This is a genomic window from Streptomyces sp. NPDC007945, from assembly GCF_042958885.1.
In the GTDB taxonomy this organism is placed as follows: domain Bacteria; phylum Actinomycetota; class Actinomycetes; order Streptomycetales; family Streptomycetaceae; genus Streptomyces.
In genome coordinates this window covers 243,395-269,530 of the sequence record NZ_JBIBJV010000004.1, presented here as the reverse complement: position 1 = coordinate 269,530, position 26,136 = coordinate 243,395, and the positions used below count along the sequence as shown (strand labels likewise).

The following is a 26,136-nucleotide window of genomic DNA, read 5'->3' as shown; positions in this document are numbered from 1 at the left end:
GTCTCCGGTCCGTTCCCGGGATGTCCGCCGTCTTGGGCTGGTCGTCCGTCCGGACTAGGGTCGCCCCATGGGGGAACGCGCTGAACGGGTGGTGGCCGTCGTCGGTTTCGAGTCGGCCGAGCTCCTCGACATCGCCTGCGTCACCTCGGGACTGGCCCTCGCCAACGCGCTCGCGGACCCCGGTACGCCGTACCGGGTGCGGGTGCTCGCGCCGGGCGGCGCGCCCGTCCGGTGCGGCACGGGGCTGACGCTGGCCGGTGTGGAGTCCCTGGAGCGGACGAAGGGGCCGCTGGACACGCTGGTCGTGTCGGGCGGGCTCGGGGTCGAGCGGTTCGCCGCGGACCCCCGGCTCGTCGGCCACGTCCGGCGCCTCAGCCGCGAGAGCCGCCGGGTCGCCTCCGTCTGCACGGGCGCGGCCGTGCTGGCCGCGGCCGGCCTCCTCGACGGCCGACGGGCCACCACCCACTGGCAGTTCGCCCCGCACCTGGCGCGCGGATACCCGGAGGTACGGGTGGACCCGGCGCCCCTGTGGATCCGCGACGGCAACGTGTACACGTCGGCCGGCATCACCAGCGCGCTCGACCTGACCCTGGCCTTCATCGAGGAGGATCACGGGCCCGAACCGGCGCGCCAGGTGGCCCGGCACCTCGTCGTCCACATGCAACGGCCGGGCGACCAGAGCCAGATGAGCGTGTTCACCGCGGCGCCGGCTCCTCGCGAGGACATCGTCCGCGTCCTCGCCTCCTACATCGCCGCCCACCCGAACGAGGACCTGAGCACGCCCGCGCTCGCCGCCCGCGCGGGCATGACGCCCCGTCACCTCGCCCGGCTCTTCACGCGGTGCCTCGGGGAGCCGCCCGGCCGGTACGTCCGGGCCGTGCGGACGGAGACGGCCGCGCAGCTCCTCCTGTCGAGTGCGCTCCCGGTGGCGTCGGTGGCCGTCCGCTGCGGCTTCGGCACACCGGAGGCCCTGCGCAAGGCGTTCCTCGACCGCTACGGCGTCTCGCCCTCCCGGTACCGCGACGAGGCCCGGACGCCGAGCGGTTGAACGTCTCCCGGTTCGGACGGCACGCCATCGACGGCGCCGGGACCAGTACGACGGCCGCGCGTTCAGTGCGCGTCCGCTGAACCGACGGCGCCGTACCGGGCGGCCGCAGCGAAACCGGCCCTCGCGCTTGACATGGATCCGGCCACGGGTGCCTCATGGTGGACATCCCCGACGCGCAGGCCCGCAGTTCGACCACCGCGTTCTGACAGCGTCGTCTTTCCGTGGACGTCGCCGCGCCGGGACGCAAGGGGATCACGCTCCGGGTGCGGGCCTGACCGTGACGCCGTTCCGTGCGAGGAGGGCCGCGGTGACGCCGTCGCCGGCCGTCAGCCGGCCGGTGAACGAGCCGTCGTGGACCGTGCCCCGGCCGCACGAGGGGCTGCGCGGCATCAGCAGGGCCTCCCGGCAGCCGGCTCGCCGGGCCGCACGGAGCGCGAGACGGGCCCCGGCGACGAACTCCGCCGTCACGTCGCGACCCGTGTCGTCGACCACCCGTGCGGCGCCGTCGAGCACGGCGCCCCTGTCGCCGCCGACCAGTTCGGCGGGGCGCCTCGGGGTCGCGAGGCCCCCCGCCGTCTCCGGGCAGAACGGGACCGGCTCGCGGCCCGCGAGCGCGGCCTCGATCTCCGGGGACGCCTTGTCCCGTCCGTCGAAGCGGCAGGGCACTGCGCGCAGACAGGCGCTCACCAGCACTGGTTCCATACCGGCAGGCTATCGGGGGCCCTCGGCGCGGGACCTCAGATCCGTTCGGCGGCGGTCCGGCGCGCACCGGGCAGGTGCACCACGAGGAGGGTGAAGGCGGCCAGCGCGATGTTGCGGGCCGCGGCGTCCAGACCGTTCCAGTCCGACGACTGCCACATCGCGAACCACTCGCCGCCGATCGCGAGGAAACCGAGCCCGAAGAGCAGCAGCACCATCACGAGCCCCACCGTGCTCGCCGCCCGGGCCCGGTCGTACGCCTCGCGCCGCAACCCGGTGATCCAGAACCAGGTGGCGGCGAGCAGGACCAGCGCGGTCAGGGTCTCCCAGACGATGATGGCGACGTAGGCGGCGTTCTGGAGGGCCGGTGATTCCACCGCCCGCCACATCAGGTCGGGGTCCTTGAAGGTGGTGTCCATGCTCAGGACGTGCTGGACGAACTGCTGGTTGGTGCCGAAGTCCGTGATGTTCCCGAAGGCGACCAGGGTCATGTAGACCGCGACGGTCGCCGTCAGCGCGGTCGCCGCGACGGGCAGCGAGCCCAGCCGCAGCAGTCCGCTCCCGCGGGCCGCCGTTGCCGTTGCCGTTGCCGTCGAACGGGCGCCGGAGTCGGCGCCGTTCGGCCGATGGGGCTGTGCCATGGGTGGGTCCTCCCTGTTCGTGACGCGGGGGCCCGTACGCGAACGAGCCCCACCGTCTCCTCCCCACGCGGACGCCCTTCCAGCCGTACGACCTCCCGTCGTCCGCGCCCTCCTGCGGCGCGGCAGCACGCGGCCCGCCCGCGCGAGGACTTCGCGCGGGCGGGCCGAGAGGTGCCGTCAGGCCTTGTGCTGCATGGAGCTGCGTGCGGGGTTGCCCTGTTCGGCGGCCTTGGGGTCCTTCTCGTCGGCCTTGGCGCGCACGCCCTGTTCGATGCGCTCGCCGACGGCCTTGTCGATGTTCTTCCAGTAGGCGAAGGCGCGTTCCAGGACGGGTTCGGTGACGCCGTTGAGGAGGTGGCCCACCACGTTGTCGACCAGCCGGTCACGGGCGGCGTCGTCCATGACCTCGCGCACCAGGGTGCCGGGCTGGCCCCAGTCGTCGTCCTCCGGGTGGTCGACGTACGCCGCCCGGGTGATCTCGCCGTCCGCCGTCCAGCTCGGCGGCGTCCCGTACCGCTCCGTGTCGGCGGCCGGGCCGCCCTTGGAGTTCGGCGCGTAGACCGGGTCGGTCGTCTTGCGGTAGGCCATCGCGCCGTCCTTGGAGTACGTGTGGACGTCGACGACGGGCGCGTTCACGGGCAGCTGCTGGTAGTTGCCGCCGATGCGGTGGCGGTGGGCGTCCGCGTAGGAGAAGAGGCGGGCCAGCAGCATGCGGTCGGGGCTCGGCCCGATGCCAGGGACGAGGTTGTTGGGCTGGAAGGCGGCCTGTTCGATCTCGGCGTGGTTGTCGGTGGGGTTGCGGTCCAGGGTCATCCGGCCGACGGGAATGAGCGGGTAGTCGCCGTGCGGCCACACCTTCGTGAGGTCGAAGGGGTTGAAGCGGTACGTCGCCGCCTCCTCGTACGGCATGACCTGCACGTGCAGCGTCCAGGAGGGGAAGTCGCCGTCGCGGATGTGCTCGAAGAGGTCCCGCGTGTGGTAGTCGGTGTCGGCGGCCGCCATCTGGTCGGCCTCGTGCTGTGTGAAGTACTCGATGCCCTGGTCGGTCTTGAAGTGGTACTTCACCCAGAACCGCTCGCCGGAGGCGTTGATCCACATGTAGGTGTGGGAGGTGTAGCCGTTCATGTGGCGCCAGGTGCGCGGGATGCCCCGGTCGCCCATCAGCCAGGTGACCTGGTGCGCGGACTCCGGGGAGAGGGTCCAGAAGTCCCACTGCATGTCGTGGTCGCGCAGGTTGTTGTCCGCGCGGCGCTTCTGGGACCGGATGAAGTGCTGGAACTTCATCGGGTCCTTCACGAAGAAGACCGGCGTGTTGTTGCCGACCATGTCGTAGTTGCCCTCGGACGTGTAGAACTTCAGCGCGAAGCCGCGCGGGTCGCGCCAGGTGTCCGGGCTGCCCCGCTCACCGGCCACGGTCGAGAACCGGGCGACCAGCTCGGTGCGCGCGCCCGGCTGGAACAGCGCCGCCTTCGTGTAACGGCTGACGTCGTGGGTGACCTCGAAGTGGCCGAACGCGCCGCTGCCCTTGGCGTGCGGCTGCCGCTCGGGGATCCGCTCACGGTTGAACTGCGCCATCTGCTCGATCAGGTAGGCGTCCTGCAGCAGGATCGGGCCACCCGGGCCGACGGTCAGCGAATGCTCGTCGCTCTCCACCGGCGCACCGGAATCGGTCGTGGTGACGGGGCGGCTGTCGGTCATCGGTCACGCTGCCTTTCCTCGTGTCGGACAGTGGCCCGCCCCGGCCCTCGACGGCTGTGGACGGGCAGGCGGAAGGCGCGGCGCGGCGCCTGCGCCGGCCACAGGTCTCAGCCTGGGGCCATCCGGCCGAAGCCACCACCCGAGGCCCCGCCGCACACGCACGACGCCACCGGGGACGCACGTCGGACCGCGGGCCGACGCTGCCTTCCTGAGCGGACGCCTGCCCGGTCCCGGCCTGCTTACACGGCGCGGCGCGGTGCGTCGGGAGCCGATCGCGGGGCATACGTGTGAGCGGCGGGCCCGAAGGTGGCCCGCGGAACGACAGGAGCCACCGTTGCGCACCGTTGGAGTGGAAGAGGAGCTGCTGCTCGTCAGTGAACGAACCGGGGAGCCGCTCGCGGTTTCCTCGGCGGTCCTGGCGTCGGCGGCGCTGAAGGCGGAGGACCAGGAGGAGGAGGTCTTCGAGAAGGAGCTCCACCAGGAGCAGGTGGAGTTCGCGACCCGGCCGGTGAGCGCCATGGACGAACTGGAGGAGACGATCGTCCAGTGCCGGGCGGAGGCGGGGCGGCACGCGGAGCGCGCCGGTGCCCGGGTGGCGGCGCTGGCGACCTCTCCCCTGCCGGTGGAGCCCTCGCGGAACCTGGGGAGCCGGTACCACTGGCTCGCCGAGCAGTACGGGCTCACCGTGCAGGAGCAGCTGACCTGCGGCTGTCACGTGCACGTGTCGGTGGAGTCCGACGAGGAGGGGGTGGCCGTCCTCGACCGGATCCGGCCGTGGCTGTACCCGTTGAACGCGATCAGCGGGAACTCGCCGTTCTGGCAGGGCCAGGACAGCGGTTACAGCAGTTACCGCAGCCGGGTCTGGAACCGGTGGCCGTCCGCCGGGCCCGTGGAACTGTTCGGCAGCGCCGACCGGTACCACGAGGTGGTGGGCGAGATGCTCGCCACCGGGGTGTTGCGCGACCAGGGGATGATCTACTTCGACGCCCGGCTGTCCCACAACTACCCGACGGTGGAGATCCGGGTCGCCGACGTCTGTCTGGAGCCGCGCACGACCGTGCTGGTGGCCGCGCTCGTCCGCGGCCTGGTCGAGACGGCGGCGCGGTCCTGGCGGGCGGGCGAGCCGCCGGCCCGGATGCCGGTCGGTCTGCTGCGGCTCGCGTCCTGGCGCGCGGCGCGCTCGGGGCTCGAAGGGCCGCTCGTCGACCCCCTCACGATGCGGGAGCGTCCGGCGGAGGCGGTGCTCGAATCGCTCCTCGCGCACACGGAGGACGCCCTGCGGGACAGCGGGGACCTGGAGATGGTGCGGAAGGGGATCGCGGAGCTGCTCGCGCACGGCGGCGGTGCGCGGCGCCAGCGGCAGCTGTACGAGGAGGGCCGTGACCTCGCGGAGGTCGTACGGGCCTGCGCCCGCATCACGACCGAGGTGCCGTAGCGCCCCGGGCAGGACCGAGGCGCCGGGGCCGCCGCCCGCGGCGGCCCCGGCGGTCTCCGCGCCGTCGTTTCGGCCGACCTGCCGGGGGCAGGCGCACACCGCGTGGCGCCCGGGACCGGGCGCCGCCGTCAGGTGAGGAAAGGAGCACGTCATGAGTGGTGGAGGCCGGGAGGAAGAGCCGCGCACCACGCCGTCCGAGGCGGTCGGCGAGAGCGGGGACGCGCAGGCCCGCCGGGAGGCGGAGGAGGCGATGCTCGGTCCGCGCCGGGCGGCGCACACGGACCAGGACCACGACCGCGAGGAGAGCGGCGGCACCGACGCCGATGGCGCCGACGGCCGACGGCCCACCCAGCGGGACTGAGAAGCCCGGAAGCGGCAGAACCCGGAGGAGCAATGGATCACTCGCGCGCACCCGTACTCGAGGCACTTCAGGACTTCCGGCGCCGTGGGGACGTCGTCTTCGGACCCCCGGGGCACAAGCAGGGCAGGGGGGTGGACCCCCGTGTCGCCGAGGTCGTCGGCCTCGACGTGTTCCGGTCCGACGTGCTCACCCTCAACGGTCTCGACGACCGACGGGAGTCGCAGGGTGTCCTCGACCGGGCGCAGGAGCTGATGGCCGACGCGGTCGGCGCGGACCGGGCGTTCTTCTCGACCTGCGGCAGCTCGCTCTCGGTGAAGACCGCGATGCTGGCGGTCGCCGGACCGGGCGAGAAGCTGCTGCTGTCGCGCAACGCCCACAAGTCCGTGATCGCCGGCGTGGTGGTGAACGGGGTGGAGCCGATCTGGGTGCACCCGAAGTTCGACGCCGAGCGGCACATGGCCCACCCTCCGGAGCCGGACGACGTGCGCCGGAAGCTGGAGGAGCACCCCGACGCCAAGGGCATGCTCCTGATCACCCCCACCGAGGCGGGCACCTGCGCCGACGTCGCCGGTGTGGCCGAGGTGTGCCACGCGTACGACGTGCCGCTGATCGTCGACGAGGCGTGGGGCGCGCACCTGCCCTTCCATCCGGACCTGCCGGCGTGGGGCATCGACGCGGGGGCCGATCTGGTGGTCACCAGCGTGCACAAGATGGGTGGGGCGATCGAACAGAGTTCGGTGTTCCACCTCCAGTACGACCGGGTCTCGCCCGAGGTGCTGAAGCAGCGGGAGGACCTGCTGGGGACGACGAGCGCGTCGTCGCTGGTGTACGCGACGCTGGACGGCTGGCGGCGGCAGATGGTCGAGCAGGGCCGGGAGCTGCTGGACGGCGCGATGAACCGCGCGGCCCGGGTCCGGAAGGCCGTGGCCGAGCTGCCCGGGATCTCCGTGATGGAGCACGACGAGATCGTGGGGGCGGGCCTCGCGGCGGATCTGGATCCGCTGAAGATCGTCATGGACGTCCGGGGCCTCGGCATCAGCGGCATGCAGGCGGCGGAGTGGCTGAGGACCGAGCGCCACGTCGACGCGGGGGGCTCCGACACCTGCCGGATCAGCGCCTCGATCACGCACGCGGACGACGACGAGACGGAGCGGGTGCTGGTGGACGCGCTGCGCGCGCTGGTCGACGGGGCCGAGGGGATGGAACGGCGTCCCCGGGTGCGGCTGCCGCAGCCGCCGGCGCTGGAGCTGGAGCAGGCCCGGCTGCCGCGGGACGCCTTCTTCGGGGAGGCCGAGCACGTGGCGGCGAAGGACGCGGTGGGCCGGATCGCGGCGGAGACGATCAGCCCGTACCCGCCGGGGGTGCCCGTGGTGGCGCCCGGCGAGGTGATCACCGCCGAGGTGGTGGAGTACCTGCGCAGCGGCGCGGAGCACGGGATGCTGATCCCCGACGCGGCCGATCCGTCCGTGGAGACCTTCCGGGTGGTGGCGCGCCACCGCTGAGGGAGGCGGGCGGCGAGGCCGATCCGCGGTGTGCGACGCCGGTGTCCATCCGGGCCGTGACAGTCCCGGACGGACACCGGCGTCGCGTCGGTCCGGCGGCCGACGGCGCCGCCCGCTCAGGCGGCGATGGTGAGTTTCACCGGCTCGGTGCCGGCGGCGCTGTGCCTCTCGGCCCAGTTCTCCAGCGCGGTGCGGCAGGCGTGGTCGAGGTGGTGGACCCGTGACAGGTCCAGCTCGACCGGGCGGTCCTGCGGAAGCGACTCCAGGCTGTCGAGGATCTTCGGCAGGCGGAGGAAGGTGGCGTTGCCGGCCAGGTACGCCCGGATGGGGCCGGCTCCCTTGTCGACGACCTCCATCTTGACGTGCGAGGCCTCCCACGCGGTCTTGGCGACCGCCAGGGCGAGACCGATCAGGACGCCTTCGAACATGTTCACGACGACGATGGCCACGGCCGTGACCACGAGGACGACGGCCTCTCCCTTGTGCCCGTGCCACAGCCCCGCGAGCTGGCGGAACGGGATCAGCTTCCAGCCCGCGTGCACGAGGATTCCGGCCAGGGCGGCCAGCGGGATGAGGGCGAGGGCGAACGGCAGCACGGCGGCGAAGAGCAGCAGCCATACGCCGTGCAGGACCCGCGAGGCCTTGGTCCTGGCGCCGGCCTCGACGTTCGCGGAGCTGCGGACGATCACCGCGGTCATCGGCAGCGCGCCGAGCAGGCCGCACACCGTGTTGCCCGTGCCCTGGGCGATCATCTCCTTGTCGTACTCGGTGCGCGGACCGTCGTGCAGCCGGTCCACGGCCGCCGCGCTGAACAGGCTTTCCGCGGACGCGATCAGGGCGAACGCGACGATCGTGCCCCAGATGGCCGGGGTGGCGAGCTCGGCGAAGGCCTGGGCGCCGGGCGGCTGTACGACGCCGAGGAGCCCCTCGACCTCGACCGTGGCGACGGGCAGGCCGAACGCGAGCGAGGCGGCCGTGGCCAGTACCACCGCGACGAGGGCGCCGGGCACGGACCGCACCCGCTTCGGCAGCTTCTTCCACAACACGATGACGGCGATGGTGCCGGCACCGATCGCGAGCGAGGCCAGGGCCTCCGTGTTCCCGAGCACGTCGGCGAAAGCCCGGGGCAGGCCCACGATCTTGCCTATGCCGGTCTCCGGGGCCCTGAGGCCCGCCGCGGCGTAGAGCTGGCCGGCGATGATCACCAGGCCGATGCCGCAGAGCATGCCCTCGACGACGGAGATCGAGATGGCCCTGAACCAGCGGCCCACCTTGAGAAAGCCCATCGCGAGCTGGAGCAGCCCGGCGGCGAGCACGATCACGCCGAGCGTGCCCACGCCGTACGTGCTGACCGCCTCGAAGACGATGACGGTCAGGCCCGCCGCGGGGCCGGAGACCTGGAGGCTGCTGCCGGCCATGGAGCCGGTGACGAGGCCGCCCACGATGCCGGTGACGAGGCCGAGTTCGGCCGGGACGCCGGACGCGACCGCCACGCCCACGCACAGCGGGACGGCGACGAGGAAGACGACGACGGACGCAAGGAAGTCCTGCCGGAGGTGGGGGAAGCGGCGACGCGCGCCGGCGGTCACGCCGCTCACAGCGCCTCGAACGCGTCGGAGTCCGGGCGGTGTTCCCGCACGGCGCCGGTGCCGACCTCGTAGTACCACCCGCGCAGCCGGAGCCGGCCCTCCGCCAGCCGCTTCTCCACGCACGGGTAGGAGCGCAGCCGCAGCAGCTGGGTCAGGACGTGGTTCTGCACGGCCTCGGCCACCGCCGGGTCGGCCGGGTCGGAGGACCGGGGCTCGTCCGCCGCGTGCGCGAGCCAGTCCCGTACCGCCGGCACGGCGGTGAGGTCCTCGCCGCGGACCAGCGCGCCGACGGCGCCGCAGTGAGAGTGTCCGCAGACCACGACGTCTTCGACGCCGAGGACCTCGACGGCGTACTCGATGGTGGCCGCCTCGCCGGTGGGGGTGCCGGAGGCGTAGGGGGGAACGATGTTGCCCGCGGTGCGGAGTTCGAAGAGCTCGCCGGGGCGGGCGCCGGTGATCAGGGCCGGGACGACCCGCGAGTCGGAGCAGGTGATGAACAGGACCGCGGGGGACTGGCCTGCGGCGAGGCCGGTGAACTCCTCGGGGCGCTGTCCGAACGCCCGCGCGTTGTCGATGAGGGGTTGCATGGCGTGGTGATTCCTCCTGGCGCGCGAGGGTGCGCGTCGGGTGCTGACGGGGTGTGGGGGGGGATTGCTGCTCCGCCCCTGTCAGCAGCGGAACACCTGGAGGGCGGCGCGGGTGGGAGCTCTGGAGTCTCTCGGCCCGGGCAGGTCGGCGGGGCCGGTCACCGACGCGTCGTCCCCCGGCGCCGGTTCGCGCCGCGGGGCGACCGCCGGACGGTCGGACCGGACGGACGCGCGCGGAACGACGGCGCGGTGGGGGTCACGGGCCAGGGGCGGTCCGGTCGGGTCGCCCCAGGAAGGGTGGACCGGTGGCGGCGCGGCGTCGCAGGGCGGCGTGGCGTCGGGCGGGGTGAGCGCACCCTGTCCCCCGAGGGCGGCGTGGCGCCCGGTGTGCGCGTGTGCGAAGGGCGCGGTGGTGGCGAGCAGCGACGACGCGAGCAGCACGACGGCGAGGAGCGTCACCACGCACCGGGTCGCCGAGGCTCGTGACATGCGGCTTCTGCTTCCTTTTCGGCGGGCTCACACGTATAGCCCGAACCAACAATTGGTCAAGGGAAGGTCAAGACGCATGCTAATCCAGTGGGGTTGCCGACGGGGTTAACGCGAGGTTTCCACCTGCGGAGAGCCCTAAAAGCGCGGAGGAATGGCCGGATCGACTCGATCGCGATAGCGATTCCGAGGGGGACCGACGGCCGACGCCCCTCGGGCCGGGGCGCGCCCCGTTTCAGGAGAGACCCCGCAACCGCCGGTAACGCTCCAGGCCCTCGGAGAGCCCGATCAGCGGCTCCGGGTAGGCGACGGCCGCCCGATCGGGGCCGGTCAGCCGCCACGGCTCGTGGACGGCGGGGCGTTCGAGGCCGGCGAGCTCCGGCACCCAGCGGCGCACGTACCGGCCCTCGGGGTCGTACCGCTTGGCCTGGGCGACGGGGTTGAGGACGCGGTGGGGACGGGTGTCCGTTCCGGTTCCGGCCACCCACTGCCAGTTGAGCTGGTTGTTCGCCACGTCCCCGTCGACCAGCAGACGCAGGAAGTGCCGCGCGCCCTCCCGCCAGTCGACGCAGAGCGTCTTGGACAGGAACGAGGCCGCGAGCAGCCTGCCCCGGTTGTGCATCCACCCCTCGTGGGCGAGCTGCCGCATGGCCGCGTCGACGAGGGGATAGCCGGTGCGCCCCTCCTTCCACGCCGCCAGGTCCGCGTCCGCGTCCGGACCCACCCGCCAGCCGCCCGGCCGGGGCCGGTAGTCGGCCTCGGCCGCCGCGGGACGCGCGGCCAGCACCTGGTGGTGGAAGTCCCGCCAGCAGAGCTGTCGTACGAACGCCTCGCCGCCCGCCCCGCCGCGCCGCGCCGCCCGGTGCACCGCCTCGGTGGCGGACAGGGCGCCGAAGTGCAGGTAGGGCGACAGGCGGGAAGTGGCGTCGCCCGCCAGGTCGTCGTGGCCGTCCCCGTACCCGTCGAGGCCCGCGGACAGCCAGGAGGCGAGCCGCTCGCGGCCCGCGCTCTCGCCACCGGCGGGCAGGGCCGGCGACACGTCCGCGACGGCGGAGCGGAGCGGCACCGGATCGGAGCGCACGTCCGCCGGCACCCGCAGCGTCCTCGGGGCGGCGAAGGGGGTCCTGAGCGACTCGGCGGCCCAGCGCCGGTGGTAGGGGGTGAAGACGGCGTAGTGGTCCGACCCCTGCGGGGCGAGGTCGCCGGGCGGCACGACGGTGACCACGCCGTCGTGCACGGACAGCCGGCGACCGTCCTCCTCCAGGGCCCTGCGCAGGCGGTCCTCCCGCCGCCGGGCGAAGGCCGTGACCCCGGCGGCCACGTGGACCTCTTCGGCGCCGGTCCGCCGCGCCAGGGCGCGCACCTCGGCGACCGTGTCGCCCTCCCGCACCACCAGCCGGCCGCCCCGCTCCCGCAGGGAACGGTCGAGGTCCTCCAGGCAGTCGGCGAGGAAGGCCAGCCGGTTGGGGGCCGCGAAGCCCGCGCGGTCCACCGCCGGGTCGCGGACGAAGACGGGCACCACCTCGTCGGCTCTCCCGACCGCCGCCCTCAGCGGCGGATGGTCGTGCACCCGGAGGTCGGAGGTGTACAGGACGACGGAGACGGTCATCGCGCTCTCTCTGCTCGGCCCCGGTCACGGACGCGCGGCGCCGCGCCGGGGTTCGGGTGGGTCACTTCCGCGTACGCGGTTCCCCGGTGCCGGGGCGCCGGTCGCCCGCGGAGGGACCAGCGGAGCCGGCTCCGGCGCCCTCCCGGGGCGGGCGCGGGATCCGTCCGGGCACTTGGCCGTCACCCGCGGCCCGGTGGCGCCCCGGTGGCGCCGCCGGACTTCTCCGCGGTCCGGGCGATGTTCCTGGCCATGCCGCCGAACACCACGGCATGGAACGGTGACACGCCCCACCAGTACGCATGACCGGCGAGACCCCGGGGGTGGAAGAGCGCCCGCTGACGGTACGAGGTCCGACCCCGCTCGTCCCGCTCCACCGCCATTTCCAGCCACGCGAGGCCGGGCAGGCGCATCTCGGCGCGCAGGCGCAGCAGGCGGCCGCGCTCGATCGCCTCCACCCGCCAGAAGTCCAGCGCGTCGCCGACGCGGAGGCGGTCGGCGTCCCTGCGGCCCCGGCGCAGTCCCACGCCGCCGACGAGCCGGTCGGCCCATCCCCGGACGGCCCAGGCCAGCGGGAAGGAGTACCAGCCGTTCTCGCCCCCCACGCCTTCGACGACCCGCCACAGCGCGTCGGGGCTCGCCTCGACGATGCGCGAGCGTTCGTCCGTGTAGAGGCTGCCGCCCGCCCAGTGCGGGTCGGTCGGCAGCGGGTCGCTGGGCGCGCCCGGCGGTGAGGCGGAGGACCAGCGGGTGGTGACCCGTGCCTCCCGCACCCGGCGGAGGGCCAGCCGGAGGGCCTCGGTGAAGGGGAGGGGCCGGCCGGGGAGGTCGGGCACGTAGCGGCCGATGTCGTGTTCCGCGCAGACCACCTCGTGCCGCAGCGACTCGGTGAGGGGGCGGGCCAGCGACGACGGGACCGGGGTGACGAGGCCGATCCACTCGCTCGACAGCCGGGGGGTGAGGACGGGTACGGGGATGATGAGGCGCTTGCGGAGCCCGGCCACCTCGGCGTACCGCTCCATCATCTGCCGGTAGGTGAGGACGTCGGGCCCGCCGACGTCGAAGGTCCGGTTCACGTCGGCGGGCAGGGCGGCGCTCTCGACCAGGTACCTCAGCACGTCGCGGACCGCGATGGGCTGCACGCGGGTGTCGACCCAGGTGGGGGTGACCATGACGGGGAGCCGTTCGGTGAGGTACCGGAGCATCTCGAAGGAGGCCGATCCCGAACCGATGACGACGGCGGCGCGCAGGACTGCGGTGGGGACGCCCGAGTCGAGGAGGATGCGGCCCACCTCGGTGCGGGAGCGCAGGTGCGGCGAGAGCTCGCCCTCCGGGACGCCGCTCGGCACCAGGCCGCCGAGGTAGACGATGCGCCGCACGCCGGCGGTCCCGGCCGCTGCGGCGAAGGCGCGGGCGGCGCGGCGGTCGGCGTCCTCGAAGCGGGCCGTGGAGCTCATGGAGTGGACCAGGTAGTAGGCGACGTCGACGCCGGCGAACGCCTCGCGGAGGCTCTCGGCGGCGGTGACGTCACCGCGCACGGTCTCCACCCGGTCGGACCACGGGAAGTCGCGCAGCTTGTCGGGGTTCCGGGCGAGACAGCGCACCCGGTACCCCTTGTCGAGCAGCTCCGGGACGAGGCGGCCTCCGATGTAGCCGCTCGCGCCGGTGACCAGGCAGAGGGCTCCGTCGGCCGGGGTGGGAATGTCCATGCCCTGATCCGTTTCACCGTCGGCCGCGGCGTACACGCCCCCGGCGGTTCTTTCCTCGTCTTGGGTCACGCGGACGCTCGGTCGCCCGGCCGTGTCCGGCGGCTCCGGTGGTGGAGTCCCGCCCGGGGTGGTGATGTCGGAGCCGAGGCGTGCTCGGGGCCGGGGCCCCGGGCCCGCGTCGAGAACGGCTCCGCTCCGCGGGCTCGGTGGCGAAGCGAGTACTGCTCCGGCGCATGCCGGGTACACGCGGGGCGAGATCGAGAAAGGCGGACTGGTCATCATGCGTACGCACGCGGAGAACCGAGGGCCCGGCGACGGTCGGCCGCATCGCCCCGCCCTGACGGAGGGCGAGTTCCGGGCGCTGACGCGGGAGGCCCGCGCGGAGGCCCGGCGCCGGTCGCTCGGCGGCCCGCCGCCGGCGGAGGTCGACTTCGCGCTGCGCACGCAGCACGCCGAATTCGGCGCCGGGGCCCACTGAGTCCCTCGGAGCCCACCGGGCTCCGCCGCCCCCGATCCGTTGTCCCGTGTCCCGGCGGTGGCCGCAGGGCCGCCGCCCCACCCCTGCGACGAGGAGTACCTCATGGACGGCATCGTGCTGCTCCGCGAAGACCACAAGACGGTGGAGAAGCTGTTCAAGGAGTTCGAGAAGGCGGGAGACGACGCGTACGAGCGCAAGCGGGAGATCGCCGACGAGGTGATCCGCGAGCTCACCGCCCACGCCTGGATCGAGGAACGGGTGTTCTACCCGGCGGCGCGGGAGGCCGCGCCCGATACCAAGGACCACGTCCTGGAGAGCGTCGAGGAGCATCACGCGGTGCTGTGGATGATGTCGGAGCTGGACGGGCTCGACCCGAAGGACGAGCGCTTCGACGCCAAGATGACCGTGCTCATGGAGAACGTCCGGCACCACGTCGAGGAGGAGGAGAGCGACTGGTTCCCCGACGTGCGCAAGGCCATGGGCCGCAAGCGCCTGGTCGAGCTCGGGGAGCGGATGGCCGAGGAGCGGAAGAACGCGCCCCGCAATCCGCTCGACGTCCCCAGCGCGGACTCGTGAGCGCGCCGGGACACGGGCCGGACGCGTCGCGCCCGGCCGGTGCATTCTTCGGGACGGACGGGGTACTGGCAGACCCTCGGGGATCGGAACCCGCAGCGGTGCGTTCGGCAGGAGGGATCGAGATGAACCTCGTCGAAGGGGCTCCCGCGCCCGAGGGCACCGCCGCCGACGGCCGACGGCCCACGGACCCCGCCACCGGCCTCGGCTCGGGCTCCGGCCCTCGCCTCGCCGCGAACCCCGCGGGCTCGGATCCGGGCCCGGGTTCCGGCGCCGGCCTGGCCTCCGGCTCCGCCGGGTTCGCGGCGCGCACCGCCGGTGACCAGCGAGGACAGGAACAGGACCTTCCGCCGGACCACACCCAGGCGATCCTGGAGGTCACGAAGGAGGTCGCGGCCGTCCTCAAGTCCTCGGGGTGCGCGTTCGCCCTGGTCGGCAGCGTCGCCGCGTACGCCCACGGCATCCCCGTGCGTCTCCAGCACGACGTGGACTTCGCCGTGCGCCGGGAGGACGCCGACCAGCTGACGCCCCTGCTCAGCGAGCAGGGCATCGAGATCGTCGAGCCGCCCGAGGACTGGCTGATCAAGGGCCGCAGAAGCGGGGAGCACATCGACCTGATCTTCTCCCTCGCGGGCCGCCCCGTCACGACCGAACTGCTCGAACGGGCCGAGACCCTGCCCGTCGACTCGGTGCACATGCCGGTGATCCATCCGACCGACCTCATGGTCGGGCGGCTGGCCGCCTTCTCGGAGCACCACTGCGACTTCGGCCGGCTGCTCCCCGTCGCCCGTGGACTGCGGGAGCGCGTCGACTGGGACCGCGTGCGCGAGGAGACCGAGGACAAGCCGATGGCCGCGGCCTTCCTGTACCTGCTGGAACGGCTCGACGTCATCGAGCCCCGTCCCTCCGGCGGAGAGGAGCCGGACGCATGACCGAGCACGCCTCCCAGGAGGTGGAGTACCGGATCGCCCGGCTGCGTGAACGCCTGGCCGACGACGACGTCGCCGAGCTCGGCGTCCGGATCGAGCTGCGCGGCGCCACGGTCCTGCTGACCGGCTCGCTGGCGACGGCCGACCGGCGGGACGAGATCCTGCGCCTGGCGCGGGAGGAGCTGGACGGGATCGTGGTGCGCGCCGATCTGACCACCCCCTCCGTCGCCGCGCCCGACCACGGGGAGCAGCTGTCATGAGGCCGGCGACGCCGGTGTCCCCGGGCGGCGGGGACCACGTGGTCAGGGTGGCGGCGGTCGGGGACATCCATCTGGGGCCGGGCTGCGAGGGGCTGCTGCGTCCCGCGTTCGCGACGCTCCCCGAGTGCGCGGACGTTCTCCTGCTCGCGGGTGACCTGACGCGGCACGGCACCGTCGAAGAGGCCCGGGTGGTGGCGGAGGAGGTCCGGGACATCGGGGTCCCGGTCGTCGCCGTGCTGGGCAACCACGACTACCACTCGGACCAGGACGAGGAGGTCGCGCGCACGCTCCGCTCCGCGGGCGTCAGCGTCCTGGAGGGAGAGGCGGCGGTCTTCTCCGTGGGTGACCACCGGGTCGGCGTGGCCGGCGCGAAGGGGTTCTGCGGAGGGTTCGCGGGCCGGAGCGCGGGTGCCTTCGGCGAGCCCGAGATGAGGGCCTGGGTCCGCGTGGCGCACGTCGGCGCCGAGCGGCTGACCGCCGCCCTGGAGGAGTTGGCCTCAGAGCGGTGCGACGTCCGCGTCGCGTTGACCCACTTCTCGCCGGTCCCCGACACCCTGGCCGGCGAGCCCGTCGAGATCTACCCGTTCCTCGGCAGCTATCTGCTGGCCGAGGCGATCGACTCCGTGGGTGCGGACCTCGCCGTCCACGGCCACGCCCACCTCGGGACGGAGCACGGCATGACGGCGGGCGGGGTCCGCGTCCGCAACGTGGCCCAGCCGGTCATCGACCGCGCGTTCGCGCTCTACGAACTGCCGGTCCCCGCCCGCGAGCCCGCCTGAGGCCCAGGCCTCCTGAAACCGCCGGGAGCGTCGCCGGGTCCCTGGATCCGGTGACGCTCCCGATGCTCCTGGTATCCCCCGGAACCCATCCCCTAGTGGCCGAGCTTCTGCTTGAGCTCCGCCTTGTTCATCTGGGACCGTCCGTGCAGGTTGCGCCGCTGGGCCTCGGCGTACAGCTGGTCGTACGTGGGCCCCTCGGAGCCGCTGTGCGAGCGCTTGCCGCCGCGGCGCGAGGACGACATGTCCTGCGTGGAGCTCTTGCTCGCCGTCTTGGACTCGCCGGAACGCGCGCGCTCCTTGTTCACGGTGCGGGCCGCGATCTCCTTCGCGCGCTTCTCGCTCTCGCCCCGGTCCTCGGCGCTCTCCTTGATGTGCTCGTACTGGCGCTCCCGCTTGGGACTCGACCCACGAGGCATGGCGTGCTCCTTCCGTACCGGCGTAGCCCTGCCCGGGCGGCAGGGCCTTCCTTGCGCGGTTGCCCCTTCCCCCGGCCTTCATGCGGCGGCGCCGCGTGCCCCGATCGCCTCCGTGCAGGTGCGGGTACGGAAGGGGCACGGGTGGGAGGAGCGCGGTCGGGTAGGCGCGTCACCGGACCGCGTCACCGGACCGAGGCGACGGGCTCGGTGTGAGGAGGAGACGATGACTGCGCGTACGGCACGAGCGCCTCGGGGCGCCGCCCTGTTCGACGTCGACGGGACGCTGGTGGACACCAACTACCTCCACACCGTCACCTGGTGGCAGGCCCTGCGTCGGCACGGCCACGACGTTCCGATGTCCCGCATCCACCACGCCATCGGCATGGGCTCCGACCGCCTCCTGGACGCGGTGCTGGGAGAGGGGCGCCGACGGAGCGAGGACGGTGCGATCGCCGACGCGCACGGGGCCCTCTACGCCGCCTGGTACGAGAATCTCCGCCCCTTCGAGGGTGCGGCGGAGCTGCTGCGCGCGGTGGCCGCGCGGGGGTGGCGGGTCGTACTCGCCAGCTCGGCGTCCGAGGAGGAGGTCGGCGCCGTCCGCGGGCTGCTCGACGCCGACGACGTGATCGACGCGGCCACCTCCAGCGCGGACGTGGACGCCACCAAACCGGCACCGGACCTCGTGGAGGCGGCCCTGAAGTCGGTCGGTGTCGAGCCCGGGGACGCCGTCTTCGTCGGGGACACCGTCTGGGACGTCCAGGCGGCCGGGCGCGCCGGGGTGCCGTGCGTCGGGCTGCTGACCGGCGGCGCGACCCGCGCCGAGCTGGAGGAGGCGGGCGCGGTGCTCGTCTGCGAGGACGCCATGACGCTGCTGCGGACGCTCGACACCAGCCCCCTGTCCCGGCCTCCGGAATGACCGGCGTCCGGACGGGCCCCGGACGGCCCGGAGCCGCACCGCTCATCCGCCGGCGCCCTCCAGGACGCCGACCGCCGTGGGGCGTCAGGGGCCGTGCGGGGGCCCCGGGGCCCCAGCGCCTACCCGGTGCGGTCGCGCGCACGCCCGCCGGGCATGCGCGCGTGGATCAGGCGCGGGCCCTGGCGGCGGCCAGGGCGTCCTTGACCTGCCGCACCACGCGGGCGGCGTCGTCGGGGTCGTGGACGACGTCGGTGCGGTTCATGTCGATGACGAGGACCTCGCTGGCCGAGTAGTGCTTGTGCACCCAGTCGTCGTAGCCGGACCACAACGTGCGGTAGTACTCCACGAGGGCCTCGTCCTGCTCGAAGTCGCGGCCGCGGAGCCCGATGCGCTTGAGCACCGTCTCGAAGTCCGCCTTCAGGTAGACCATGAGGTCGGGGGCCTTGCGATACGGCAGGCCGTCGATCTCGCGCATCATCTCGTCCAGCAGGCCCTCGTACACCTGCATCTCCAGGGAGCTGATGCGGCCCAGGTCGTGGTTGACCTTGGCGAAGTACCAGTCCTCGTAGATGGACCGGTCGAGGACGTTGTCGCCCTGCTTGTACGCCTCCTTGATCGACGCGAAGCGCGTCTGGAGGAAGTAGAGCTGGAGCAGGAAGGGGTACCGCTTGGCCTGGATCTCCTCGGGGCTCGCCGTGTAGAAGAGCGGCAGGATCGGGTTGTCGTCGACGCTCTCGTAGAAGACGTCGCTGCCCAGCTCCTTCGCCAGAAGCTCGGCCACACTCGTCTTGCCGATCCCGATCATGCCTCCGACGCAGATCACCGACATACCTCACTTCTCCCTGGGATTCCTGTTCACGGCGAGAGCCGGGTGCCCCCCACCGCCCGGACACGCTGCGGCGGTACTCGGTTCCCAGGAGCTTCATGATCGGTGTCACGCGGTCCCCGCCCGGGCCTCACAAGCCGCTGCGCGGGTGCCGCCCAGAAGCATAGATGACCCCGGCTCCCGGGTCCGGGTCAGGCCAGGACGCGGAGGGCGGCGGGCATCGCCCTGAGGGTGACGGGCAGGGTGGCGTCGACCTCGCCGTCGGCGCCGTACGGGAGGGGGCGGTCGGCCTCGATGCGGACCTCCTTGGCGCGGAGGATCTCGATCTGGGGGCGGTTCACGTGGGCGCCCGTCTTGAGTTCGTTCATCATGGCGAAGAAGAGGCGCTTGGGTGCCTCCTTGATGACGACGACGTCGAGGAGGCCGTCGTCGACGCGGGCACCGGGTGCGATGTTCCGGCCGAATCCGTAGAAGCCGGAGTTGGCGGCGACCACGGTGTAGCCGGTGCGTTCGTGGCGGACCCCGTCGAGGGTGATGCGGTAGGCGGCGGGCTTCCAGGCGACGACGGCCCGGAGGCCGCCCGCGTAGTAGGAGGCGGCGCCGCGCAGGAGCCGGGAGGCGTTGGCGTGGCGGTTGGCCACCGCGTCGACGCCCGCGTACACGCTGCCGAGGACGCGGAGGCGCGGGTGCCGGGCCGACTCCACCTCGATGGTGTCGACCGCGCGGGGCTCGCCGTGGAGGAGGACCGCGGCGAGGCCCGGGGCGTCGGCGGGGAGGCCCAGGGCGCGGGCGAAGTCGTTGCCGCGGCCCGCGGGGACCAGGCCGAAGACCGTGTCCGTGCCGCTGAGCGCGCCGCCGACGGTGCCGGCCATGCCGTCGCCTCCGACGGCGAGCACCACGTGCCCCTTCTCCCCCGCCTCCCGGGCGACGTCCCTCGCGTGGTCCAGGCTGCGGCTGTACACGGTGTCGAGCCGTGCGCCCGCCTCGCGCAGCAGCCGGGCCACCGGCAGCAGGCTCGCCGTGCCGCTGGATCCCCCTGCGGTGGGGTTGACGACGGCGGTGAACTGTCGCATGGAATGGCCTCCGGGCGGCGCGATGTGAGGTGCGGGAAGGGGGCGGGCGGCGGTGCTCAGCGGACGGGGATGAGGACCCCGGGGCTGAGCACGCCGGTCGGGTCGACCTCGGCCTTGACCGCCTGGAGCATACGGATGCCGAGCGGACCGATCTCGCGGGCGTACCAGTCGCGGTGGTCGGTGCCGACGCCGTGGTGGTGGCTGATGGTGCCGCCGGCCGCCAGGATCGCGTCGTTCGCCGCCCGCTTCGCCGGCGCCCAGTGGGCGACGGCGTCCTCGCCCTGCGCGGAGACGACCGTGAAGTACAGCGAGGCGCCGTTCTCGTACGTGTGCGAGATGTGGCACATGACGAGGGGCGGGGTGCCGGCCTCGGTGAGGGTGCCGGTGAGCGCGTCGCGCACCGCCGTGTAGAGGCCGGGGATCGCGGACCAGAAGGCGGCCGTCTCCAGCGTCTCGGCGAACGCCCCGGCGTCCAGGAGCGCGTCGCGCAGGTAGGGGGCGTCGTAGCGGCCGTGCTCCCACCTGTCGCCCGCCTCCTCGCCGATGAACTCGCCGTCGCAGGCGAGGAGGACCTCGCGCGCGGCGGCGCGGCGGGCGGCCGTGTCGGCCTCGGTGCCCTCGAAGCCGACGATGGCCGCGCAGCCGGGGTTCTCGGGGAGGGCGGCGGTGCCGATGGCGTCCGGCTGGGCGAGGCCGACGAAGGTCTCGGACTCGTCGGAGAGCCGCAGGACCGTGGGCCGTGGGCCGTCCTGGGCGAGCCGGCGCAGGGCGGCCGTGCCGGCCTCGAAGGAGGCGAAGCGCCAGCCTTCGTAGATCCGCTTCTCCGGCAGCGGTCGGACGCGCACGGTCACCGAGGTGATCACGCCGAGGGCGCCCTCGGAGCCCAGGATCAGCTGGCGCAGGTCGGGGCCGGCGGCGGAGCGCGGGGCGCGGCCGGTGGACAGGGTGCCTTCGGGGGTGGCGACCTCCAGGCCGAGGACCATCTCGTCGAAGCGGCCGTAGCCGGCCGAGGCCTGGCCGCTGGAGCGGGCCGCGGCGAATCCGCCGAGGGTGGCCCACTCGAAGGACTGGGGGAAGTGGCCGAGGGTCCAGCCCCGTTCGTTGAGCAGCGCCTCGGCCTGCGGGCCGCGCAGGCCCGGCTGGAGGGTGGCGGTGCGGGAGACCTCGTCGAGGGCGAGGAGCCGGTCGAGGCGCCGCAGGTCGAGGGCGACGAAGGGGCGCTTCGTGGTGGGGGCGAGGCCGCCGACGACGGAGGTGCCGCCGCCGAAGGGGACGGCGGAGAGGCCGTGGTCCGCGCAGGCGCGCAGGACGGCGAGGACCTCGTCGTGGCTGCCGGGGAGGACGACGGCGGCGGGGATGTCGTCGACCTCGCCGGCGCGGATACGCAGGAGGTCGGGGGTGGACTTGCCGCGGGTGTGCCGGATGCGGCTCTCGGCGTCGTCCCGTACGCCGTCGGGTGCGGCGACGGCGGCGCGCAGGGCGCCGTTCGCCTCGTCGGCGAGTGCCGGGGCGGGCACCTCGATGCCGGTGAGGGCGGAGGGGCCGCTCTCGCGGGGGGTGACGCCGAGCAGGTCCCGCAGGAGACCGGTCACCGATTCGGGCAGGGGCGCCGCCTTGGCCGGGTCGCCCCAGCCGCTCCACAACATGTCCACTTCGAGAGGTTCCTCACGGTCTGTTTCCGGGACGGCGCTGCCGCTCGGCCCACACTGGCATTACACTGTGACAGATGACGCCCATTCGTCACAACCATGCGGACGCGGATCCCGTCCTCGACGCGGCACGGGACTGCGTGCTCGCCGTCGGCGTACGGCGAACCACCCTCACCGACGTCGCCCGGCGGGCCGGCGTGTCCCGGATGACCATCTACCGGCGCTGGCCCGACGTGCGGAGCCTCGTCGGCGACCTGATGACCCGCGAGTGGATCGCCGTCGCCGCCGGCGCCATGCCGCCCGTCGACGACGACCGCCCGGAGCGGGACCGGATCGTCGAAGGGCTCGTGGCGGGCGTCGCCGCCTTCCGGTCCCACCCGCTGTTCCGGAAGATCCTCGACGTCGACCCCGAACTGCTGCTGCCCTATGTGCTCGACCGGCGGGGCGCCAGCCAGGACGCCCTGCTCGGGCTGCTCGTGCAGGCGCTCGACGAGGGGCACGAGGACGGCTCCGTCCGCCGCGCCCACCCCGAACTGCAGGCCCGGTCCCTGCTGCTCGTCGTCCAGTCCTTCACGCTCTCGCTGGGCACCATGGCCGACGCGAGCGATCCCGAACTGAGCGAAGCCGCCTTCCTCGGAGAGCTGCGTACCCTGCTGGAGAGGACCCTCGCCCCGTGAACCCCACGAGCACTCCCCCGGGCGGCACCGCCCTGCCCGGCTCCTCGCTCGACGCCCGGCGGCGCCGGCGCGAACTGGACCGGCTCGCCGATGGGGAGACCGTCGACGTCCTCGTCGTCGGACTCGGCGCCACCGGCGCCGGAGCCGCGCTCGACGCCGCCACCCGCGGACTGAGCGTCGCCGCCGTCGACGCCCACGACCTGGCGTTCGGCACCTCCCGCTGGAGCTCCAAGCTGATCCACGGCGGGCTGCGCTACCTCGCCACCGGGCAGCTCGACGTCGCCCACGAGAGCGCCGTCGAGCGAGGCATCCTCATGGAGCGCACCGCCCCGCACCTCGTCCGCGCCCAGCCCTTCGTACTCCCCCTCACCCCGCTCGTGAGCCGCGGCCAGGCGGCCCTCGCGCGCGCCGGGTTCACCGCGGGCGACCTGCTGCGCGTCGGTGCCCGCACCTCGCGGCGCACCCTGCCGCGGCCGCGGACCCTGTCCGCCGTCGAGACCCGCCACCTCGCCCCGGCGCTGCGCCCGGTCGGCCTGCGCGGCGGACTGCTCTCCTGGGACGGCAAGCTCTCCGACGACGCGCGTCTCGTGACGGCGATCGCCCGCACCGCCGCCGCCCACGGCGCCCGGGTCCTCACCCGCGCCCGGGCCCTGGAGCTGTACGGCGACGGGGCGCTGGTACGGGACGAGACCATCGGCCAGGAGCTGCGGGTCCGCGCCCGCACCGTCGTCAACGCGACCGGCGTCTGGGCGGGCGGCCTCGTGGACGACGTACGGCTGCGACCCTCGCGCGGCACCCACCTGGTCCTGCGCTCCGAGACCCTCGGCCGGCTCTCCGCCGGACTGCACATCCCGATCCCCGGCGAGGCGAACCGCTTCGTCCTCGTACTGCCGCAGGGTGACGGACGGGTGTACGTCGGCCTCACCGACGAGCCCGTCGACGGCGAGGTGCCCGACGTGCCGGAGGTCCCGGAGACCGACATCGGCTTCCTCCTCGACGTCCTCGGCTCCGCCCTCGACGTGACCGTCGGCCGCTCCGACGTGGTCGGGGCCTTCGCCGGACTGCGCCCCCTGCTCGACTCCCGGGGCCCGGACGGCCGCACCGCCGACATCTCGCGCAAGCACGCCGTGCTCACCTCGCCCGACGGGGTCGTCACCGTCGTCGGCGGCAAGCTGACCACCTACCGCCGCATGGCCCAGGACGCCGTGGACGCGGCCGTCGCCGTGCGCGGCCTGAGCGCCGGCCCCTGCCGCACGGCGTCCGTCCCGCTCGTCGGCGCCGCCCGCCCCGCGGTCCTCGCCGGACTCGACGTGCCGCCCCGCCTCGTCCAGCGGTACGGCTCCGAGGCCCCGGCCGTGCACGCCCTCGGCACCGAGGATCCGGCCCTCGCCGTACCCGTCGTGCCCGGCCATCCCGTCACCGGCGCGGAACTCGTGTGGGCGGCCCGCCACGAGGGCGCCCTCGACACCTCCGACCTGCTCGACCGCCGCACCCGCGTCGGCGTCGTCCCGGAGGACCGCGCCCTGGCGGAGGAGGCGGCCCGCGACGCCCTGGCCCGCGCGGAGGCGGTCAGTTCGCGAACCCGCCCCGAGGCTCGATGATCTCCAGGTTGGTGCCGTCCGGGTCGTTGAAGTAGGCCACCTTGGTACCGAGGGCCGCGTCCGGGGTGACTTCTCCGGCGGCGAAGGTGTAGTCGTCGCCGAGGAAGTCGTACCCGGCGTCCCTCATGCGCCGGTACACCGCGTCGAAGTCGTCGACCCTGAAGCACAGGTGCATGGAGCCGGGGCGGTTCGCCCTGCCGTTCGTCCGCTCGCCGACCGGGTCCTGGAACTGGATCAGGTCGATGCCGAGCCCGTCGATGTCGATCGTCGCGTAGCGCAGCTTCGCGACGGGGAGCCCCTGCGACCGGCCGAACGGCACGCTGTCCATCGTTCCCTCCGCGACGGGCCCGCGCCCGGTGAGCACCGTGTAGAACGCGATCGAGGCGTCCAGGTCGGAGACGGAGATCCCGACGTGGGCGGCCCGGGTGAGGTGCATCGGAGTGTCGGCGACGGCCATGGGCCCTCCTCTTTCCCGCCCTCCGGCGAGGGCATCCACGGCAATTCTTACGAAACCACCACTTTCCGCATCTCCCCGCACTCCCCCAGTACTTGCGCAAGCGCTATATAGGTGCTCGCCGATTTTTGCTCCTGTGGCGTATCCTGGGCTCCACAGCCCCCGAAAGGAGACCGGACCCCATGACCGCCACGGATCCTGCGCTCACGGCACTCGCCAGCGGCTGGGGCGCCCTCTCCCTGCTGCACGGCCGCATCGAGTCCCGCGTCGAGCGGGCCCTGCAGTCGGGCCACGGCCTGAGCGCGCGGGAGTACTCGCTGCTCGACGTGCTCAGCCGGCAGCACGACGGCGAAGGCGGCCACCTGCAGATGAAGCAGGTCGCCGACGCGGTCGTCCTCAGCCAGAGCGCCACGACGCGCCTGGTCACCCGCCTGGAGGACCGCGGCCTGCTGTCGAGGTACCTGTGCCCGACCGACCGCCGCGGCATCTACACCGACGTGACCCCGGCCGGCCGCGCACTCCTGGACGCGGCCCGGCCGACGAATGACGCCGCGCTGCGGCAGGCGCTGGACGAGGCCGCCGGAAACCCGGAGCTGGCCTCACTGGTCGCGGCGATCGAGGCCATCGACGCACCGGCGCGGCGCTCGTAACACCCGCCCCCGTCCGAGCTCCCGCTCGGGCGGGGTTCTTCGTCGCGCCCGCCCGCCTCCCGCACCCACCCCCGGCCCGACCGCGGACCGCCGGCCCACCGACCGCACACCGCCGCACCGCCCGCACCCCGCACCGCAGGGCCGGTCTCGGCATGCATACGCCCATCCACCCGCATCACCGCCTGCCCGCGTTTGCATTTAACGCGCGCATGCAAATATTGTGGAAGCACGCAAGGAGCTCACTCAAGCAATCGGAAAGGGTCGGACCCCATGCCACTCGCTCTCCTCGCCCTCGCCGTGGGGGCCTTCGGAATCGGCACGACCGAGTTCGTGATCATGGGACTCCTGCCCCAGATCGCCGGCGACTACGGCGTCTCCATCCCCACGGCCGGACTCCTCGTCACCGGCTACGCCCTCGGCGTCGTCATCGGAGCCCCGCTGCTCACCGTCCTCGGCGGCCGCGTGAGCCGCAAGCGGATGCTGATGCTGCTGATGGGCCTGTTCGTGGCCGGGAACCTCGTCTCCGCCTTCGCCCCCACCTTCGAGGTCATGCTCGCCGGGCGCGTGGTCGCCTCCCTCGCCCACGGCTCCTTCTTCGGCATCGGCTCCGTCGTCGCCGCCGAACTCGTCGCCCCCGACAAGAAGGCCGGGGCCATCGCCACCATGTTCACCGGCCTCACCGTCGCCAACATCGTCGGCGTCCCCCTGGGCACCTTCATCGGTCAGGCCGTCGGCTGGCGCACCACCTTCGCGATCGTCGCCGCACTCGGCGTCGTCGGACTGGTCGGCATCGCCCGTCTCGTCCCCGCCATGCCCCGCCCCGAGAGCGCGAACCTGCGCCGGGAGCTCACCGCCTTCCGCAACCCCCAGGTCCTCCTGGCCATGGCGATGACCGTCCTCGGCTTCGGCGGTGTCTTCGCCGCCATCACCTACATCGCGCCGATGATGACCGAGACCGCCGGGTACTCGGAGGGTGCCGTGACCTGGCTGCTCGTGCTGTTCGGCGTCGGCATGTTCCTCGGCAACCTCCTCGGCGGCCGCTTCGCCGACCGCGCCCTGATGCCCCTGCTGTACACGACCCTCGGCGGGCTCGCGGTCGTCCTCGCCCTGTTCACCCTCGCCGCACACGACAAGATCCTCTCCGCGGTCGCCGTCTTCCTCGTCGGCGCGCTCGGCTTCGCCACCGTCCCGCCCCTCCAGAAGCGCGTCCTCGACCAGGCGCACGGCGCCCCCACCCTCGCCTCCGCCGTCAACATCGGCGCCTTCAACCTCGGCAACGCCCTCGCCGCCTGGCTCGGCGGCCTCGTCATCGCCGCGGGACTCGGCTACACCGCCCCCAACTGGGTCGGCGCCCTCCTCGCCGTCACCGCGCTCGCCCTCGCCTTCTGGTCCGCCGCGCTCGAACGCCGCACCACCAAGGCCGGCCGGGTCGTCGCCCAGGCCGCCCCGGCCCGTACCCCCGTCCACCACTGACCCGTCCCCCACAGACGCGGC

Annotated in this window: 27 protein-coding genes; 14 read left to right on the top strand and 13 right to left on the bottom strand. The window is 73.6% G+C overall.

From position 1 onward, the window contains the following. The first annotated feature begins 67 nt into the window (after positions 1-67). The gene (locus ACFZCF_RS15400) at positions 68-1,048 is read left to right on the top strand and encodes a helix-turn-helix domain-containing protein (RefSeq protein WP_391286847.1); all 981 of its coding nucleotides are present in this window, start codon (positions 68-70) and stop codon (positions 1,046-1,048) included. A gap of 252 nt (positions 1,049-1,300) precedes the next feature. Here ACFZCF_RS15400 and ACFZCF_RS15395 read toward each other — a convergent pair whose 3' ends face one another. From ACFZCF_RS15395 to ACFZCF_RS15385, 3 genes are all read right to left on the bottom strand, one after another. Next, positions 1,301-1,750, bottom strand: a complete 450-nt coding sequence (locus ACFZCF_RS15395; RefSeq protein ID WP_391286846.1) for a 2-thiouracil desulfurase family protein — start codon at positions 1,748-1,750, stop codon at positions 1,301-1,303. Positions 1,751-1,785: 35 nt separating this feature from the next. Then, entirely contained in the window at positions 1,786-2,388 is a 603-nt protein-coding gene (locus ACFZCF_RS15390) for a DUF2165 family protein (protein WP_391286845.1), read from the bottom strand. Positions 2,389-2,565: 177 nt separating this feature from the next. Next, on the bottom strand, positions 2,566-4,086 hold the full coding sequence (locus ACFZCF_RS15385) for a catalase (RefSeq protein ID WP_391286844.1): 1,521 nt from the start codon (positions 4,084-4,086) through the stop codon (positions 2,566-2,568). A gap of 334 nt (positions 4,087-4,420) precedes the next feature. Between ACFZCF_RS15385 and ACFZCF_RS15380 the strand changes: the two genes are divergently transcribed. From ACFZCF_RS15380 to ACFZCF_RS15370, 3 genes are all read left to right on the top strand, one after another. Next, positions 4,421-5,521: a glutamate--cysteine ligase gene (locus tag ACFZCF_RS15380; protein WP_388447725.1), complete on the top strand. Its 1,101-nt coding sequence runs from the start codon at positions 4,421-4,423 to the stop codon at positions 5,519-5,521. 151 nt (positions 5,522-5,672) lie between these two features. Continuing rightward, entirely contained in the window at positions 5,673-5,882 is a 210-nt protein-coding gene (locus tag ACFZCF_RS15375) for a hypothetical protein (RefSeq protein ID WP_391286843.1), read from the top strand. A 32-nt stretch (positions 5,883-5,914) separates the two neighbouring features. Further along, complete coding sequence (locus ACFZCF_RS15370) at positions 5,915-7,384, top strand: aminotransferase class I/II-fold pyridoxal phosphate-dependent enzyme (RefSeq protein WP_391286842.1); 1,470 nt, start codon at positions 5,915-5,917, stop codon at positions 7,382-7,384. Positions 7,385-7,500: 116 nt separating this feature from the next. On the opposite strand, the gene ACFZCF_RS15365 is transcribed toward ACFZCF_RS15370, so the two are convergent. From ACFZCF_RS15365 to ACFZCF_RS15345, 5 genes are all read right to left on the bottom strand, one after another. Beyond that, positions 7,501-8,982 (bottom strand): SulP family inorganic anion transporter, encoded by a 1,482-nt coding sequence (locus ACFZCF_RS15365; RefSeq protein WP_391286841.1) that lies wholly within the window; start codon positions 8,980-8,982, stop codon positions 7,501-7,503. After that, complete coding sequence (locus tag ACFZCF_RS15360) at positions 8,979-9,560, bottom strand: carbonic anhydrase (RefSeq protein WP_388447733.1); 582 nt, start codon at positions 9,558-9,560, stop codon at positions 8,979-8,981. The genes ACFZCF_RS15365 and ACFZCF_RS15360 overlap by 4 nt, the downstream gene beginning before the upstream one ends. 81 nt (positions 9,561-9,641) lie before the next feature. Beyond that, the gene (locus ACFZCF_RS15355; RefSeq protein WP_391286840.1) at positions 9,642-10,049 is read right to left on the bottom strand and encodes a hypothetical protein; all 408 of its coding nucleotides are present in this window, start codon (positions 10,047-10,049) and stop codon (positions 9,642-9,644) included. Positions 10,050-10,281: 232 nt separating this feature from the next. Further along, positions 10,282-11,655, bottom strand: a complete 1,374-nt coding sequence (locus ACFZCF_RS15350; RefSeq protein WP_391286839.1) for an FAD-binding domain-containing protein — start codon at positions 11,653-11,655, stop codon at positions 10,282-10,284. Between the two features lie 179 nt (positions 11,656-11,834). After that, a complete protein-coding gene (locus ACFZCF_RS15345) occupies positions 11,835-13,361 on the bottom strand; it encodes an SDR family oxidoreductase (RefSeq protein WP_388447739.1) in 1,527 nt (508 codons plus the stop codon). Between the two features lie 280 nt (positions 13,362-13,641). Between ACFZCF_RS15345 and ACFZCF_RS15340 the strand changes: the two genes are divergently transcribed. From ACFZCF_RS15340 to ACFZCF_RS15320, 5 genes are all read left to right on the top strand, one after another. Next, positions 13,642-13,839, top strand: a complete 198-nt coding sequence (locus tag ACFZCF_RS15340) for a hypothetical protein (RefSeq protein WP_391286838.1) — start codon at positions 13,642-13,644, stop codon at positions 13,837-13,839. A 102-nt stretch (positions 13,840-13,941) separates the two neighbouring features. Further along, positions 13,942-14,415, top strand: a complete 474-nt coding sequence (locus ACFZCF_RS15335) for a hemerythrin domain-containing protein (protein WP_388447743.1) — start codon at positions 13,942-13,944, stop codon at positions 14,413-14,415. 122 nt (positions 14,416-14,537) lie between these two features. After that, complete coding sequence (locus tag ACFZCF_RS15330; RefSeq protein WP_391286837.1) at positions 14,538-15,344, top strand: nucleotidyltransferase family protein; 807 nt, start codon at positions 14,538-14,540, stop codon at positions 15,342-15,344. Then, positions 15,341-15,601 carry a hypothetical protein gene (locus tag ACFZCF_RS15325; protein ID WP_388447746.1) on the top strand — a complete coding sequence of 87 codons (261 nt, stop codon included), beginning with the start codon at positions 15,341-15,343 and terminating at the stop codon, positions 15,599-15,601. Before ACFZCF_RS15330 ends, ACFZCF_RS15325 begins: the two co-directional genes overlap by 4 nt. Before the next feature lie 38 nt (positions 15,602-15,639). Then, a complete protein-coding gene (locus ACFZCF_RS15320) occupies positions 15,640-16,380 on the top strand; it encodes a metallophosphoesterase (RefSeq protein WP_391287090.1) in 741 nt (246 codons plus the stop codon). Between the two features lie 92 nt (positions 16,381-16,472). Here ACFZCF_RS15320 and ACFZCF_RS15315 read toward each other — a convergent pair whose 3' ends face one another. Continuing rightward, positions 16,473-16,796 carry a plasmid stabilization protein gene (locus ACFZCF_RS15315; RefSeq protein WP_388447750.1) on the bottom strand — a complete coding sequence of 108 codons (324 nt, stop codon included), beginning with the start codon at positions 16,794-16,796 and terminating at the stop codon, positions 16,473-16,475. 223 nt (positions 16,797-17,019) lie between these two features. On the opposite strand from ACFZCF_RS15315, the gene ACFZCF_RS15310 reads away from it, so the two are divergent. Beyond that, positions 17,020-17,712 (top strand): HAD-IA family hydrolase, encoded by a 693-nt coding sequence (locus tag ACFZCF_RS15310; RefSeq protein WP_391286836.1) that lies wholly within the window; start codon positions 17,020-17,022, stop codon positions 17,710-17,712. Between the two features lie 166 nt (positions 17,713-17,878). Here ACFZCF_RS15310 and ACFZCF_RS15305 read toward each other — a convergent pair whose 3' ends face one another. The 3 genes from ACFZCF_RS15305 to ACFZCF_RS15295 form a co-directional block, all read right to left on the bottom strand. Next, positions 17,879-18,541, bottom strand: a complete 663-nt coding sequence (locus tag ACFZCF_RS15305; protein WP_388447754.1) for a deoxynucleoside kinase — start codon at positions 18,539-18,541, stop codon at positions 17,879-17,881. 188 nt (positions 18,542-18,729) lie between these two features. Beyond that, on the bottom strand, positions 18,730-19,611 hold the full coding sequence (locus tag ACFZCF_RS15300) for a YegS/Rv2252/BmrU family lipid kinase (protein WP_391286835.1): 882 nt from the start codon (positions 19,609-19,611) through the stop codon (positions 18,730-18,732). A gap of 56 nt (positions 19,612-19,667) precedes the next feature. After that, complete coding sequence (locus ACFZCF_RS15295) at positions 19,668-21,263, bottom strand: FAD-linked oxidase C-terminal domain-containing protein (protein WP_391286834.1); 1,596 nt, start codon at positions 21,261-21,263, stop codon at positions 19,668-19,670. A gap of 74 nt (positions 21,264-21,337) precedes the next feature. Here ACFZCF_RS15295 and ACFZCF_RS15290 point away from each other — a divergent pair, with 74 nt between their 5' ends. Together ACFZCF_RS15290 and ACFZCF_RS15285 are read left to right on the top strand one after the other, a co-directional pair. Beyond that, a complete protein-coding gene (locus tag ACFZCF_RS15290; RefSeq protein ID WP_388447760.1) occupies positions 21,338-21,937 on the top strand; it encodes a TetR/AcrR family transcriptional regulator in 600 nt (199 codons plus the stop codon). Continuing rightward, positions 21,934-23,538, top strand: coding sequence for an FAD-dependent oxidoreductase (locus ACFZCF_RS15285; RefSeq protein WP_391286833.1), 1,605 nt, complete (start codon positions 21,934-21,936; stop codon positions 23,536-23,538). The genes ACFZCF_RS15290 and ACFZCF_RS15285 overlap by 4 nt, the downstream gene beginning before the upstream one ends. On the opposite strand, the gene ACFZCF_RS15280 is transcribed toward ACFZCF_RS15285, so the two are convergent. Continuing rightward, entirely contained in the window at positions 23,507-23,995 is a 489-nt protein-coding gene (locus tag ACFZCF_RS15280; RefSeq protein ID WP_391286832.1) for a VOC family protein, read from the bottom strand. The genes ACFZCF_RS15285 and ACFZCF_RS15280 overlap by 32 nt on opposite strands. Before the next feature lie 179 nt (positions 23,996-24,174). Here ACFZCF_RS15280 and ACFZCF_RS15275 point away from each other — a divergent pair, with 179 nt between their 5' ends. Together ACFZCF_RS15275 and ACFZCF_RS15270 are read left to right on the top strand one after the other, a co-directional pair. After that, entirely contained in the window at positions 24,175-24,642 is a 468-nt protein-coding gene (locus ACFZCF_RS15275; RefSeq protein WP_391286831.1) for a MarR family transcriptional regulator, read from the top strand. A gap of 270 nt (positions 24,643-24,912) precedes the next feature. Next, positions 24,913-26,115 carry an MFS transporter gene (locus ACFZCF_RS15270; RefSeq protein WP_391286830.1) on the top strand — a complete coding sequence of 401 codons (1,203 nt, stop codon included), beginning with the start codon at positions 24,913-24,915 and terminating at the stop codon, positions 26,113-26,115. Positions 26,116-26,136 lie beyond the last annotated feature (21 nt).